This window comes from Halolactibacillus sp. JCM 19043 (assembly GCF_001310395.1).
Lineage (GTDB): Bacteria > Bacillota > Bacilli > Bacillales > Amphibacillaceae > Halolactibacillus > Halolactibacillus miurensis.
Genome location: NZ_BAXD01000005.1, coordinates 21,157 through 36,360, shown reverse-complemented (window position 1 = coordinate 36,360; position 15,204 = coordinate 21,157). Strand labels below are relative to the sequence as shown.

16 protein-coding genes and 2 pseudogenes are annotated in these 15,204 nt (G+C 41.2%); 1 reads left to right on the top strand and 17 read right to left on the bottom strand.

Going from position 1 to position 15,204, the window contains the following annotated elements; genetic code table 11:
* Nucleotides 1-15: 15 nt before the first annotated feature.
* From upp to JCM19043_RS04410, 17 genes and pseudogenes are all read right to left on the bottom strand, one after another.
* Nucleotides 16-643 (bottom strand): annotated as a pseudogene (gene upp, locus JCM19043_RS04485) (uracil phosphoribosyltransferase).
* 330 nt (nucleotides 644-973) lie between these two features.
* On the bottom strand, nucleotides 974-1,216 hold the full coding sequence (locus tag JCM19043_RS04480; RefSeq protein ID WP_062320360.1) for a type II toxin-antitoxin system Phd/YefM family antitoxin: 243 nt from the start codon (nucleotides 1,214-1,216) through the stop codon (nucleotides 974-976).
* 159 nt (nucleotides 1,217-1,375) lie between these two features.
* A complete protein-coding gene (gene glyA, locus JCM19043_RS04475; protein WP_062320358.1) occupies nucleotides 1,376-2,611 on the bottom strand; it encodes a serine hydroxymethyltransferase in 1,236 nt (411 codons plus the stop codon).
* A 60-nt stretch (nucleotides 2,612-2,671) separates the two neighbouring features.
* Nucleotides 2,672-3,226, bottom strand: a complete 555-nt coding sequence (locus JCM19043_RS04470) for a TIGR01440 family protein (RefSeq protein WP_082394412.1) — start codon at nucleotides 3,224-3,226, stop codon at nucleotides 2,672-2,674.
* The gene (gene rpiB / locus JCM19043_RS04465; RefSeq protein ID WP_062320356.1) at nucleotides 3,226-3,666 is read right to left on the bottom strand and encodes a ribose 5-phosphate isomerase B; all 441 of its coding nucleotides are present in this window, start codon (nucleotides 3,664-3,666) and stop codon (nucleotides 3,226-3,228) included. The genes JCM19043_RS04470 and rpiB overlap by 1 nt, the downstream gene beginning before the upstream one ends.
* A 122-nt stretch (nucleotides 3,667-3,788) precedes the next feature.
* A complete protein-coding gene (locus tag JCM19043_RS04460; protein WP_062320354.1) occupies nucleotides 3,789-4,250 on the bottom strand; it encodes a low molecular weight protein arginine phosphatase in 462 nt (153 codons plus the stop codon).
* Nucleotides 4,251-4,338: 88 nt separating this feature from the next.
* On the bottom strand, nucleotides 4,339-4,851 hold the full coding sequence (locus JCM19043_RS04455; protein WP_062320352.1) for a manganese efflux pump: 513 nt from the start codon (nucleotides 4,849-4,851) through the stop codon (nucleotides 4,339-4,341).
* A gap of 141 nt (nucleotides 4,852-4,992) precedes the next feature.
* Nucleotides 4,993-5,121: a Fic family protein gene (locus JCM19043_RS18630; RefSeq protein ID WP_369813762.1), complete on the bottom strand. Its 129-nt coding sequence runs from the start codon at nucleotides 5,119-5,121 to the stop codon at nucleotides 4,993-4,995.
* A gap of 482 nt (nucleotides 5,122-5,603) precedes the next feature.
* Nucleotides 5,604-6,629: an L-threonylcarbamoyladenylate synthase gene (locus JCM19043_RS04450; RefSeq protein WP_062320350.1), complete on the bottom strand. Its 1,026-nt coding sequence runs from the start codon at nucleotides 6,627-6,629 to the stop codon at nucleotides 5,604-5,606.
* A gap of 346 nt (nucleotides 6,630-6,975) precedes the next feature.
* Entirely contained in the window at nucleotides 6,976-7,566 is a 591-nt protein-coding gene (gene spoIIR, locus JCM19043_RS04445; RefSeq protein WP_082394411.1) for a stage II sporulation protein R, read from the bottom strand.
* A gap of 68 nt (nucleotides 7,567-7,634) precedes the next feature.
* Nucleotides 7,635-8,492, bottom strand: coding sequence for a peptide chain release factor N(5)-glutamine methyltransferase (prmC, locus tag JCM19043_RS04440; protein WP_062320348.1), 858 nt, complete (start codon nucleotides 8,490-8,492; stop codon nucleotides 7,635-7,637).
* 1 nt (nucleotide 8,493) lies between these two features.
* Nucleotides 8,494-9,564 (bottom strand): peptide chain release factor 1, encoded by a 1,071-nt coding sequence (prfA, locus tag JCM19043_RS04435; protein ID WP_062320345.1) that lies wholly within the window; start codon nucleotides 9,562-9,564, stop codon nucleotides 8,494-8,496.
* A gap of 227 nt (nucleotides 9,565-9,791) precedes the next feature.
* Nucleotides 9,792-11,210 carry a C4-dicarboxylate transporter DcuC gene (gene dcuC / locus JCM19043_RS04430; protein WP_062320343.1) on the bottom strand — a complete coding sequence of 473 codons (1,419 nt, stop codon included), beginning with the start codon at nucleotides 11,208-11,210 and terminating at the stop codon, nucleotides 9,792-9,794.
* A gap of 27 nt (nucleotides 11,211-11,237) precedes the next feature.
* Nucleotides 11,238-12,157, bottom strand: a pseudogene (rihC, locus tag JCM19043_RS04425) (ribonucleoside hydrolase RihC).
* 142 nt (nucleotides 12,158-12,299) lie between these two features.
* The gene (locus JCM19043_RS04420; RefSeq protein ID WP_231631395.1) at nucleotides 12,300-12,602 is read right to left on the bottom strand and encodes a GNAT family N-acetyltransferase; all 303 of its coding nucleotides are present in this window, start codon (nucleotides 12,600-12,602) and stop codon (nucleotides 12,300-12,302) included.
* A 10-nt stretch (nucleotides 12,603-12,612) separates the two neighbouring features.
* Nucleotides 12,613-13,491: a ribokinase gene (rbsK, locus tag JCM19043_RS04415; RefSeq protein ID WP_082394410.1), complete on the bottom strand. Its 879-nt coding sequence runs from the start codon at nucleotides 13,489-13,491 to the stop codon at nucleotides 12,613-12,615.
* 17 nt (nucleotides 13,492-13,508) lie between these two features.
* Nucleotides 13,509-14,477, bottom strand: coding sequence for a LacI family DNA-binding transcriptional regulator (locus JCM19043_RS04410; RefSeq protein ID WP_062320341.1), 969 nt, complete (start codon nucleotides 14,475-14,477; stop codon nucleotides 13,509-13,511).
* Between the two features lie 247 nt (nucleotides 14,478-14,724).
* Between JCM19043_RS04410 and JCM19043_RS04405 the strand changes: the two genes are divergently transcribed.
* Nucleotides 14,725-14,991 carry a hypothetical protein gene (locus tag JCM19043_RS04405; protein ID WP_062320339.1) on the top strand — a complete coding sequence of 89 codons (267 nt, stop codon included), beginning with the start codon at nucleotides 14,725-14,727 and terminating at the stop codon, nucleotides 14,989-14,991.
* The last annotated feature ends 213 nt before the right edge of the window (nucleotides 14,992-15,204 follow it).

Genomic DNA, 15,204 nt, shown 5'->3' with positions numbered 1-15,204 from the left:
CTAGTCATCATTGTCTTATTTTGTACCGTACAAACGGTCACCAGCATCACCAAGACCTGGGACGATGTAACCTTTTTCGTTTAGTTTTTCATCAAGTGCCGCAAGATAAATATCAATATCTGGGTGTAATTCTTTTACCGCTTCCACACCTTCAGGTGCTGCGATTAAACACATTAATTTAATGTTTTTTGCGCCGCGTTTTTTCAGTGAGCTAATCGCGTCATTCGCACTACCGCCTGTTGCTAACATCGGGTCAACAACAATCATTTCACGTTCATTAATATCATTTGGCATTTTAAAGTAGTATTCATGTGGTTTCAATGTTTCAGGGTCACGATACAATCCAACGTGGCCAACTTTTGCGGTTGGTACGTGACGAAGAACACCTTCTACCATCTAAGCCTGCGCGTAAGATAGGCACAATCCCGATCTTCTTACCAGCAATAACATATGACGTTGTCTTTGTGACAGGCGTGTCAATTTCTACCGGTTCTAGTGGTAAATCACGTGTGATCTCATACGCCATCAGTCCAGCAACTTCATCAACGAGTTCTCGAAACTCTTTTGTGCCTGTTTCTGTTTTTCTAATATACGTCAATTTGTGTTGAATTAGTGGATGATTTAATACATATACATTACCCATCTTATCCGCTCCCTTATTGTATTTTGTGCATAACTAATAAGAGTTTACATGTAACGACACGTGCTTTCAAGTAAAAAATGAAATTCCTTGGAATTTGTCAGGTAAGTTCATGTCACTTCACTGTATTCATTCCCATTTACTCAGTCTTTTATAAATATCTGAAGCTCTCTCGAATGCTCTGGTTCTAATTTAATTAACCGGTACCTTTCCGGTATAGTCGCTAATTTCAATATATTTTGCGTGATACGTTTATATTGTCCACTCACCAATTCTTTAGATAGTAGACTTTTGGCAATGTACAAATAGATCCTTTCTGAATCATTGATCGCTTCATTTGGCTAATTCCTTAAAGGCTTTCATATGCTTTGAGATTAAATTCTCAGCTACTTCGTTGATCTCTTGATCTCCAATTTTTTCATCTTCGTCTAATTGATTATATTCCATTAATATATAGCGAGGCTTATTGTTTTTAAGGATGATCGCTGTACCTTTTTCATCTACCATTCTTGCTACTTTCGAAAAATTTTGATTAGCTTCTGAAATAGAAACTAAATTCTCTACATTGATTCTCATAAAACTCACCCCTTTCTATTTCTATTATACCTATTAATTAGGATTAATTCAGCCTGAATTTTATAAGTGAACGTTGCATACCACCCTCTAACATAAAATCACCGATCGAATTAAAAGCATATCAAAAGGCACGTCCCATGTAGAGACGTGCCTTCTGAATTATTTATATAGTGGGAAACGATCAGTAAGAGCTTTCACACGTTTACGTGCTTCTGCTTTCACTGCTTCATTTTCAACATCTTTTAGTACAAGCGCAATGATTTGACCAACTTCTTTGAGTTCATCTTCTTTAAAGCCACGTGTCGTAACAGCGGCCGTTCCTACACGGACACCGCTTGTCACAAATGGTGACTCTGTATCAAATGGAATCGTATTTTTGTTGGTTGTAATACCAATATCATCTAAGGCTTCTTCTGCGACTTTACCGGTTAAGCCTAAGCTCTTCACATCAAGTAACAGTAAGTGATTATCTGTCCCACCTGAAACGAGACGGACACCTTCAGCTGTCAGTGAATCAGCGAAAGCTTTCGCGTTTGTTTTAATTTGTTTCGCATAGTCTTTAAATGATGGATCAAGGGCTTCTTTAAACGCGGCTGCTTTTGCGGCAATCACATGCATCAGTGGGCCACCTTGAATACCAGGAAAGACCGCTTTATCAATTTGTTTCGCATACTTTTCTTTTGTGAGAATCATCCCACCACGTGGACCACGCAATGTTTTATGTGTCGTTGTGGTGACAAAGTCACTGTAAGGTACAGGATCTGGATGTTCGCCTACTGCGACAAGACCCGCAATATGCGCCATATCAACCATTAAGTACGCCCCTACTTCATCAGCAATTTCACGGAACTTACTAAAGTCAATCTCACGTGGATACGCACTTGCACCAGCGACGATTAATTTCGGCTTGACCGCTAACGCTTTTTCACGCACAACCTCGTAATCAAGCGTCTCTTTTTCTTTATCTACCCCGTACTCTTCGAAGTTATAAAGCTTACCACTAAAGTTAACTGGGCTACCGTGTGTTAAGTGACCACCATGAGACAGATTCATGCCAAGGACCGTATCACCAGGTTCTAAGAACGCATGGTACACCGCCATATTCGCCTGTGCTCCTGAGTGTGGTTGGACATTCGCATGTTCTGCCCCAAAGATTGCTTTTGCCCGGTCACGTGCTAAGTTTTCAGCGATATCCACAAACTCACAACCACCGTAGTAGCGCTTCTCTGGATAACCTTCGGCATATTTATTTGTTAAGACAGACCCTTGTGCTTCCATCACTGTTTCAGTGACAAAGTTTTCTGAGGCAATCAACTCAATCTTATCATTTTGACGACCACGCTCTAATTCAATCGCTTCAAATAATTCTACATCATTCGCTTGTACATGTTTCATCCACATCGTTCCCCCTAAAGTATTGGTTATGTTTTTTATAAGAAAGACTAAGAAGTCGACTTATTCATACTTTGCTCGTACCCCGCCAATCAGTTTCGGACGGCTATAGGCACCAGCTAGACGTGCTTGACCTAAAAACTTTGTATTAAATCTAAGCGGTACCGCCACTGGTAAGAGATGCATCCCAATCATCGTCTCACCAATATCCATCCCTGCGTCCGCTTCAATTGTTTCAACAACGACCGCCTCACGTAAGTGATGATAGCTATATGTCGCCATCGATCCTCCCGCATGTTGATGTGGGACAACGGTTACTGGTCGCTTATTTAAAGTTACTTGTGTCTCTTTTTCAATAACTAAGGCGCGATTTAAATGTTCGCAACATTGAAAAGCAAGTCGGACACCTGTCGCGTCTTTTAGTCGCTGTAAAGCATTAAAAATCACTTCAGCCACATCCATACTACCAAGTGTGCCGATTTTTTCACCAAGCACTTCACTCGTTGATGTACCAACGACAAAGACATGTCCTTCTTTTAGCACACCTAACCGAATCCACTCATCAACAAACTGATCCATCATCGTCTTTAAGACCGCTTGATCAATCGCTTGTATCATTATTTCATCTCATAATCGCGCAGTTTATTGATGCGGCGCTCATGACGTCCACCTTCAAATTCTCCACCAATCCACGTTTTAACGATTTCTTTCGCCAAATCGACACCAATAACTCGTGCGCCCATGGCTAACACATTGGAATCGTTATGTTCACGCGTCACACGTGCAGTATACACATCATGTGTTAAGGCGCAACGAATGCCTTTTACTTTATTCGCCGCAATCGACATACCGATCCCAGTCCCGCAAATCACAATCCCGCGGTCATATTCTCCCGCAGCAACTTTCTCAGCCGCTGGAATACCGTAGTCCGAATAATCACATGACTCTTTTGAGTCACAACCGATATTATTCACTTCGATACCGAGTTCACCTAAATAGGTTTCAATCTCTTTCGCTAGTTCAGAACCACCGTGATCTGATGCTAAAACAACTTTCATTGATTACACACTCCCATCGATTATTGTCTTTCTAGTTTTTTGCTTACTTCATATTGTAACTCATTTTTATTAAATGTGAAGTATTACGGACGTTTTTTTAGAAAATTCTTTTTTCGTTCGGTTTACAAGTTAATTTTTTCTATAAACCGCTTGATTGCCGCTTCAATTTCATCAAAAGTTTCTAAGTACGTGTTCTCATCTTGCCCAAATGGATCACGAATATTCTTGTCATAGTCACTCAAGTCCTTATATACGTAATCCTTTAACGCGTAAACACGTTCACGCCTTTCTGGGTTTAATGAAATAAGTGCCCTTCGATGACTTTCTGTCATTGTTAAAATGATATCAGCCCAATCAATTAAACTCTCGGTCATTTGGGTGGATTCACCATCAAAATCAATCTGATGTGCCTCCAGTGCAAAACGTGTGCCTGCGGATGTTTTAATGCCATCCGTTGTATAAAGTCCAGCGGACTTTACTGAAACACGTTCAAGTTGATTTGATCGCTTTAGATGATCAAGTAAAATAGCTTCTGCCATCGGTGAACGACATGTATTTCCGGTACAAACAAATAAGACATTCACTGCTCTCTAGTCCTTTCTTTGAATAAAATTCTACCACCATTTTATCACACATATCCTTGTTCCCGCTAAGTATAAAGAGGTGAACAGATTAGAAGAAGAGGACTACCGTACCAAAGCCAATAAAAATCATGCCACGTAACACATGAAAAAACGGTCCCATGATTTTTTCGACTTGCTTTCCTATGTAAAAACCAATCATACAAAAGCCTAAACTCATCACACTAAACAATAAAGCAAGTCGCAAGGTCCGCTCATATACGACAAGCCCAATAAATAAACTATCAAGACTGACCATCAACGCTAACAGAATCACGGAGCGCGCCACAAAGGTTGGTTCCTCGTCACTAAAACCGTTAAACAGATTATATAAGCCGAGACTAAAAAAGATTGTCCCACTCATCACATCAATGAATTGAAAGAGTCTCTCAGGGTACATACCTATGACAAGTAACCCTACATAAGGAAATAGAAAATGACACCCGCTCACTAACAACATAAATAGCTGCTTTCGTTTCCTAGATAACGTTGATAACGTAAACGCAATGGTCAAACAGTCAACAGAGACCGCAATCGCTAACAATAAATCCAACAAAAAATGCATAGACAAAAACCACCCCTTGTATCTTGGATGGTTTAGTCTATGCTTGGCTCAATTATTAAACAACACTAAAAACAGATATTTGCCACAAGCTAGCTTATACGAAGCAAAAAAAGGCTTACCCTATTGTGAGGAGTTATCCCATTACCTGTCAGAGTAATATTGCTGATTTCTACTTGTCGGCTTATCAGGAAGCGTCATTTTAAGAAGTCCTCCTTTAATTAAAGGGTTAAGTATTTTCGTTCTAAAATAGCCTCTATTATTAAGACTCATAAACTGTTGCATTTCTCCCCTCGTTCTAGGGTCTTGCAGAATTCCAATAGTTTGTTAATTTCGTTATTATCTTGGTTGGTATCTTGGTTGGTTACTGGAAATGGATTTGAAAATTCTCTATGAATCAGTAAATTTGAAATTGCTACCCTAAAAATTTTATCCCTTAAACTCACACGTTGATCACCCTCAAAATAAAATTTGTCATTGAGGTGCTTCGCATTGACTCCATTATCTAATTCCCAGCATCTACTTTAGCTTGAGGGATGACTTAGGTGATAGCTTGAGGGCAGCTTGGTTAACATCATGGTTGGTGTCTTGATTGGTATATGCTCATCCTTTATATAGTTTTGTATTAACGTTTCTTAGAGGGCATTCTCAAAGAACAGAAAGAAAAAACACTTCTTAAAGGAACGGCATTTACCGCTTCCTATTAAGAAGTGTTTCTTTCACGCTAGTGATTACGAACGGTTTATATTCATTTTCTATTTCGACTTGTCTTCAATATCAATATACGTGGCTGCTTTTCTCATTCGATTCATCACCGCTTGACCGACGCCATCTTCATTAAATGTTTCCGCTAAGATGACATCAACATCAGTCTTTTTAAAAGAACGGAGCGCATGGTAGAGTTGATTGGCGACGGTCGCAATATCTTCTCTCGTACCGACCGTCATCACCGTATCGGCTTGAGATCGCCTTGCGAGTTCTTCACTGACTAATAAACCAACCTTTTTTCCTTCTGATTGATACTGGTTGATTTGCGTTCTAAAATAATCATCATCCCCGTCAATCAGAATCATCGGCACTTCTGGTTCATAGTGCGTATATTTCATCCCAGGTGACTTTGGCTTGTCTTTTGTTTCAAGTATGGTCGCATCTTCCACTGGTGCCTGTAGTACGTGTTCAATGTCTTGTTTCGTGATTCCACCGGGTCTAAGGATGACCGCATGATCACCGGTACAATCAACGACGGTTGATTCGACACCAACACCCGTTGGCCCACCGTCTAGAATGGCCATTATTTTGTCTTTTAGATCTTGATACACATGCACGGCACTCGTTGGTGATGGTTTACCTGAAAGGTTAGCACTTGGTGCGGCGATCGGTAAATCACACGCTTTAATAAGCTCACGCGCCGCTAAGTGATCCGGTATTCTTAAGCCCACCGTATCTAGACCAGCCGTGACATTTTTCGCGATTTTTCCATTGCTTTTTAAAATAACCGTGAGTGGTCCAGGCATAAACGCCTCAATTAATTGTTTCGCTATCGGCGTAATCTCCGTCACATAACGTGACATCTGTTCAACATCACTTAAATGGACAATCAACGGATTATCACTTGGTCGGCCTTTTGCCTTGAATATTTTTCCGATTGCCGCTTCATTGGTCGCATCAGCCCCTAGACCATAAACGGTTTCGGTTGGAAAAGCAACAACCTCTCCTTGCTTTAGCCACTCACTCGCTTTTTGTATATTCTCATCATTCCATAGTAAAAATGATGTTGTCATATTGACACCTCACTTTAAAAAATTCACAACTTCCCCACAGGTTATCCACAGAATGTGGACAACGGTTATATTTATGTTTCACAAGCTATTTGAAATCTTATCCACTTATCCACAAGTGGGTGTTTTCATTTCTTCTTTTGATTATACACAGACTTATCCACGAATTCTAGTGTGAATGTGGGTAAACTAGCCGGTTATCCACATCGTTATCCACCGAACGCGTGGATAAGCTTACTGATTTGTTCCACTAACCAAAACTTTGCTTCAGGCTTTGTTTCACTTTCATCTTCCTCAGATGAAGCTTCATTTATCTCGTCTTCTGTTTCTCTGTTGTCAGAAGATCTTTTTATTTGATCATCTTTAGGTTCGGTATGACTCTGTCTAGTGTCACATCGCCATTAAAATCCACAAAACAAAGAGAAGGGAATAAGACACACCACCAGTTTTTACCTTCACCGTCACCAATGGTCACGAGTACGGCTTCATATTCCCCTTGTGGATAAACACGGGTATCATACACCTTTGTTGGAAAAACAATGTTCTTCCCATAAGTCACCGTTGCCGCATGGGGATAATCCGCTTCATTTAAAGAGGCGCCAACGACTTGTTCAATCTCTGGTAAGGCTTTTGTGACGGCGTCTCTTGCTTCCTCAATTGACGTGATGTCTGTCATCATACCAGCGACGTAACGGGAGACGTCATCTCTCACTTGGCGCTTCATGTCTTGGTCGACAGCGTCATCACTATGGGCTAAAATTCTTAGCCGAATCGCTTCTTCTGGAATATCAACATCATAACCTAAGGCCTGTTGTTTTTCAGGCATCATCAGTTGTATGAGGATAAGCCCTAAAGCTACCGACATGAGAACAAGATCGACAACTCTTTTTCGTTTGAAGTAGCGACGATATTTGACATGACTGACGTGTTTTCGTTTCATCACAAATCGTTCCTTTCATACTGACGGACAGTTTCTATTAGTCGCAGTATGACCAAGGAAAGATGGATTTAAACATCTTGATACATAAAGACCATCCGGTCTCTACCAAACATATCTTGTTTTGTTTCCACTGTTGCGTCTGGAAAAGCACGCTTGATAAGCGCAGTGACCGCTTCTTTTTGATTGTGGCCAATCTCAAACGCCATCAGACCGTGAGGTCTTAATACGTGTGTGGCCCCGGCGATAATTGTGCGGTAACTGTATAACCCATCTTCTTCACTAAAAAGCGCCAAATGTGGATCAAAATTTTTCACCGTATCACTGAGTGAATCCAAATCACTGTAGGGAATATACGGGGGATTAGAGACAATCACATCGACATGTTGATCTGTTTCAATAAAGTGAGACAAAAAGTCACTGGACTGCATCGTCACTAGAGCGCCTATTGTGTTCGCATTATCTTTTGCGACACGAAGTGCTGCGTCAGATATATCCACTGCATACACGTTGAGGTGTGGTTGTTCTAACTTTAACGTAATCGCTAAGACACCCGTACCCGTCCCGACATCAACAACATCCGTTAAATGCGGGCGTTTATTTAAATCTTTTAGTAAATAATACATCAACTCTTCTGTCTCTTGACGCGGAATGAGCGTATCCTTTGTCACTTTAAATGTCCGGTCGTAAAACTGTTCTTCCCCAGTTAAATGTTGTAGGGGGATGCCTGTTGTTGCGTGACGCGTCACCATCTGTTTAAACGTGTCATACACATCCGGTCGTATCTGTTCTTGTAGCTGCATTAAAAAGTCTAATCGCGACAGTCCGAGCACATGAATCAGTAATAACTCCGCCACTTTTTCTTCTCGGTTATGCTGTTTCAAAAAAAGAGAAGCCCAGTTGAGGGCTTCTTGAATAGTCGGTCTCATCTTACTCACCTAGCTGGTCCATCTTACTTGTCTGTTCTTCCATAATGAGCGCATCCACAAACTCATCCAGCTTACCTTGAAGAATTTGATCAAGTTTTTGGATCGTCAGACCAATGCGGTGATCGGTCACACGGTTTTGTGGGAAGTTATACGTTCTAATCCGTTCGGAACGGTCCCCTGTTCCTACCGCTGATTTACGATTCGAGTCAAACTCCGCCTGTGCTTCTTGTTGGAACTTATCATACACACGGGCACGTAAAATCTTCATCGCTTTTTCTTTATTCTTAATTTGTGATTTTTCATCTTGCATCGACACAACAATCCCGGTTGGTTCGTGCGTTAAACGAACCGCTGACATCGTTGTATTAACACTTTGTCCCCCTGGTCCACTTGAGGTGAACGTGTCCACACGAATATCCTTATCGTGAATATCGACTTCGACTTCTTCTGCTTCTGGGAGTGCGACAACAGTGGCGGTTGACGTATGAATCCGGCCACCAGATTCGGTCTCAGGTACACGTTGTACCCGGTGAGCCCCGTTTTCAAACTTTAGTTTTGAATACGCCCCGCGACCGTTAATCATCATAATGACTTCTTTATAGCCACCGACACCAGTGACGCTACTTTCCATCACATCGACTTTCCAGCCTTGTGCTTCGGCAAAGCGGGTATACATTCTAAATAGGTCACCCGCAAATAAGGCCGCTTCATCACCACCCGCTGCCCCGCGGATTTCCATAATAACGTTTTTATCATCGTTCGGATCTTTTGGCAACATCAAAACTTTTAACTTTTCTTCATACTCAGGAATTTGTGGTGATAGTTCGTCAATTTCCATCTGCACCATCTCACGCATATCCGGGTCTTTTTCCCCGTCTAACATCTCTTTTGCACCCGCTAATTGTTCACTTACATCACGGTATTCACGGTAAGTGGCGACAATATCAGAAAGATCGGATTGTTCCTTTGAATACTCACGTAGTTTGTTTGTGTCTGAGATCACATCCGGATCACTTAATAATTCATTTAACTTTTCATAACGTGCTTCTAATGCTTGTAATTTATCTAACACGGTGATTCACCTCATTTATATTTATGTCCGTTATTTAGCCTACCCTTTATTATATAACAGGATCTCCTCTCAGTCAAAAGGTGTTGTGCTTTCGTTTCCGTCTGTTGAAGATATTGCATCACTTTTTTGAACACTCCTTTTTGTGATTGCCTCCGTCTATCCTTCACAAACAGAAAATGACTTTAAGTGACAATCAATCACTTAAAGCCATTTTAACTAGCCTCTTTTTATAAGAAGAAGAGCATGGATAGGATAAACATGAACACGACACCACTTAACATTGGCACAGCTGTTCTTTTAACAATCGCCAGTGGCGTGACTTTTAATGAGCCTGAAATAATCATAATAACCGCCGCAACAGGAGAAACCGCACGTAATAGGTTTCCGGCTAGTCCCATAGGAACAGTAATCGCAATCGGATTAATACCCGCCGCGTCAGCCAGTGGCACCATCAGTGGGACCATCGCATAAAACAGCGCCACACCACTGCCACTAATAATAACAATAAGGGCCGTTAAAGCGACAAGAATCAGTGGTAAGATAAAGCCTTGACTTGAGGCATCTGCACCAAGCATCGCCGTTTGTAGGGCATCAATCAGACCAATGGATTGTAACCCGCGAACAAAGACAGAAGCCGCGACAAGTAAAGCCACAATCGGCATCGCCCCGCCCATACCTTTAAAGAATGTTTCCGTACTGTCTAGGACGGGCTTCATTTTACGTACGCGTACCATTTCGCAAAGAATCGCCACAATTAATGACAGAATCGTCGCAATCTCAACACTCAGCGCGACTTGAATTCCCGCTAATACATCAAGCATAAAGACCGTGATTAGTAAAATAATCGGTAAGACTGGAAGCAAGCCGTAAACGGTTTTATACAGTTTGCCACCTTCAATCGCTTCAACTTCTTTAATCTCGACATCCTCTGTCTGGTTTAATTGACGACCGTCTTTCTTATCAGAATGTTTTTGCCAGAAGTAATGCACGACCGCAATCAGAATCAACGTTGGAATAGAGACAATCGCATGATATTTTAATACATATTCTGTAACTGTTAAGCCACTAAAGTTTGCGTACGTCGCGAGTTCATTCGCAACCGCCACATTATCGCCACCTAACGGTGTCGGAATAATGGTCGCCGCTGTCGCGATTAATGCCCCAATCGTTAAGACTGGCATTTTCGCTGCGCGTAAAATCGGGTACAATGTCGCAAGTAAAATAATGGCTAAGTTAGACGCACTCGGAATAACGAGTGATAATAAGTTACCAATCAGGAACACAATCGGGACTAAAATGTAAACGTTATTAATTTTCTTTAACGGCTTCGTTAGGACACTGACTGTCACGTCATTGGCTTTAATGTGTGACATGTAAGCCGCATAACCACCTAACATTAAAATAATAAAGCCTGCACGTGTAAGCGTTGATTTAAATGAATCAACGACAGCTAAAATGGGATCAATCCATTTAAAGCCTGTGCCTTCTTCAATACCTACAATATCGTTACCTAAAAGCATCGCAATCATCATCAGTAAAATCCCCATAAAGAACAAGGTAATCTTAATATCCATCTTCTTCGCTAGCATATAAATAACTAAAGCAACGGAAAGAATTGCCGAAAGGTACATAATGATATCTGTCATAATAAACACTCCATTCTATTTGTTAGATTATATACACGTTTTAATTGAATCAACAAACCATTGTCTAAAAGCTTCACCATCAATATCTGTACAAACAGTCGCATTCGGTTCTTTTCCGAGGTAACCTTTCAAATCAACGACCGTACATCCTTCAGTTAACGCGCCTTTTGTTTCCACATCTACAAAAGTATCGACGGTGGTAAATAACTCAGGCTTTAATAGGTAAGCAATCGCACAGCTATCGTACATTTTTAATCCCGTCTGCATACTCCCCCCGCGGTAATATTTAAACAGGTGATAAATCATTGTGCCGGTTTTATTTAAATCTTTAATCTTTTCACTATCTTCAGGTAAAACAAGCGCTTTCATTCCAACATCAGACCCGCCATGACAATCGGTAATCCACTCATAAAGACGATCTTCGCCGCATCTGGGTCGAAATAAATATTAAATTCTGCCATCACACCTTTGTTTCCTCGTGTGACTGACCCACCCATTAAGACGATGTCTTTAATATTCTGTTTGACTTCTGGATAGACTTTTAACAGTAAAGCAATATTTGTGAGTGGTCCAATTGGTACAAGAGTGACTGGTTCGTCGCTTGCGAGAATCACGCGTCTCATTGCGGTAATCGCATGCTCATCGAGTAAGGAACGTTTTGACGGGGGATCAAATTCAAATCCTTCCATACCGCTTAGTCCGTGGACCGAGCTTGCGTCACTCATTTCTTTTAATAACGGCTCCTCTGCTCCCATTGCGACAGGGATATCTTTCTCAACGTAATCAAGAATCTTTAATAAATTATCTGTCACATTATCTAATCCGACATTCCCAGCAACCGTTGTCAAAAGCTTCACATCTAATTTTTCACTAAATAAAGCAATCGCAAGGGCAACCGCATCATCAATCCCTGGGTCTGTGTCAATAATAATTGGTCGTTTTGTCATTATAATTCCTCCTAGTTTTTTTGTTATTTATGTTAAACACATCATTTGTGTAAAAACTTCACCATACCGGCACCTAAGCCGTCATTCGGTCTTTGGATAAAGCCTAAGTGTTCATAAAATCCCTCTGTACCTGGTGTCGCCATCAAGCGATATATGCCCCGTCACAACCGACCATGTCAATATAGCCGTCAATCTCGTTCATAATCATCTTACCGAGTGATTGACGTTGATAGTCTGGGTCGATCACGACATCTTTAATAAAGAAAACAATCCGGCCATCTCCTACGACGCGGCCAATCGCCACGGGCTTATCTCCATCAAAAATGACGATGGAAAATAACGTATGCCGCAAGGCTATGACCACATCTTCATAAGCATACGGCTTGAAAGCGACTTTATTTCTTAGCTCAATATATATGTCAGGTGTCAGTGTATGCGTTGTCACACGAAAGCAGTCAGTTAACATAGCTTTCGTCTACCATTGCTTGTAATTCTGTTAAATGAGGCATCGCGCTTTGAGCCCCTAACTTCGTTGTCGCCATACTAGCCGCATACACCGCCATTTTTAAGGCTTCTTTCAGTGGAACATCTTGAGCTAAGAAGTGTGCCAACGCACCATTGAACGTATCACCCGCACCGGTCGTATCAACGACGTGTATTTTTGGCGGCAAAATCGCGACTTCCTCACCTTCATCGTAAAAAGTAACCCCTTTATCACCACGGGTGGTAATAATTTTTTGGCGTTTCTCATCATCTAACGTTGTTTCTTTCAACATGAGTGCCAGTTCATGTTCATTTGGTGTGAAGTACGTCACCATCGGCCACCAATGATTCGGAATCGTTCGGTACGGTGCTGGATTTAAAATGACCGGAACACCTGCTTCATAGGCAATTTCGAGTGCCCGTTCGACTGTATCGTTTTTCACTTCTAACTGGATCAGTACGAGCGTACTCTGTTTAATAATGTCTTGGTGACGGTCAATATCAGCGGGTGTTAAACTATAGTTTGCCCCAGGTGTGACGATAATCGCATTATCCTCTTCTGCGATAGTGATTGAGGCGGTTCCTGTGTGATGTGTAACCCGTTCCACATTGTTCGTAGAGACGGCTTGTTTCTCTAAGTAAGCTAAGTACTCATCACCAAACGTATCTTGTCCTACCGCGCCAATCAAGTTGACTTTGCTGCTTAATTTAGCCGCTGCCACCGCTTGATTAGCACCTTTACCTCCATAGGCTTGACTAAAGCTTTCTCCAATAATCGTTTCGCCTAACTTAGGATAGCGATCCGCCATCGTAATAAAATCAATATTTAAACTTCCTACTACTGTAATCACGTGTAAATCCCTTCCCTTCACTTGGTTGATTGTCTATTTTTATATGTGGCTTGAAATTGATAGTGTTTTTGCTGTTCTTTTTTCTGAATCAAATCTAACACGAGTTGGGTTGCAGCTTGTGCGAGTGATTGAATCGGTTGAGCCATTGTCGACAGTTCCGGTGTAATCACTGTGCCCCAGTCAATACCATCAAACCCGATGACAGCGATATCATCTGGTACGCTTAGACCGAGTGACTGAATGACTTTAATCGCCCCAATCCCCATCACATCATTCCCCGCGAAAATGCCATCAATGTCTGGATACTTTTCTAATAAAAGTGCTGTTTGTTCCATCGCGGTTGTTAAATCATACTCCCCTTCAACAATACGAGGGGTTTTATTTTGTTCTTTCATCACATCAAGATAACCTCTTAATCGGTGCTTGGATGTATAACTGTCATGCGGACCAACGATATGGCCAATGGACTGACACCCTGAATCAATTAAATGCTGCACCGCTTCTTTGGCTCCTTGATAATTATTAACGGTCACCGATGGAATGTCTTCATCAAGAAATTGATCGAGTGCGACAATCGGAAGCGTTACTTTTTTTACGTCTTCTTTCGTTAAATGATTCGATACAAGCAATAAGCCATCAATGTACTTCGCTTCTAGCAAGTAAATTAATCGTAATTCTTTATCGACATCATTGTTGCTGTTAAATAGTAATAAATCATAACCCGCTTCTGTTAATTCTTTTTCAATCCATTTCACTAATTGCGGAAAGTATGGATTCGCAATGTCAGGTATAATGAGGGCGATCGTATTAGAAGCTTTTTTAAACAAGCTACGCGCTACCGCATTAGGTGTATAATTCAATTGCTTTATCGCCTTTTCAACTTTTTCACGTGTATCTAGATGGACATACCCTTGATTATTCAGTACACGAGAGACAGTGGCGACTGACACTCCTGCAAGTTTTGCGACTTCTTTGATTGTGGCCAAAAACAACATCTCCCTCATGTGTAATCGGTTACTCATTTAAGTTAAAAAATATGTAATCGGTTACAGGTACTATATTAAACGATGTGTTTTTGTTTGTCAACAACTTTTTCGTTTTTTACGCTCCTCGCCCTAAAAACAATTTAAATCTGTCGTAAAATGAGATGAATAATCCCATTAGATATTAAAACAGCCATGGAGATACGCTATATTTATGAGTGACTAAGTTAATAAGTTAGGAGCGCTCAGCATGACTCAACATCATTCTACCTCAATAAAACGCACATTTAAACACTTACCAGATATCGACCGTGGCAAACTTCAAGCCATGCATCGATCTGATCTATACACTCAAAAGGAAATGGCTGATATACTAGGAGTGAACTCGATGTTAGAAACATTGAGTTGCCTCGAAAAGCCAGTTTACGACCTCGGCTTAAACAGCCAACCAATGCACATAGAACGAAAAAACGTAAGCTCGGTCGCAGTATCGAATAACGCGATCCCGCTGTTTTAACGCGAGAAGAATTCGGACACTGGGTACTAGATTTGGTCATCTGTAAAAAGACCAAAGGCCAATCTGTTATTCTGACGTTACTTGAAAGACAAACACGGCACTATGTTACCAAGAAGCTGTGAAACAAATCATCAGTGTACATCCGGTAAGCCATACTTATGATTATCAAGGAACACGAGCCCCAAAATTTCAAAATGTTTACGACAGATGACG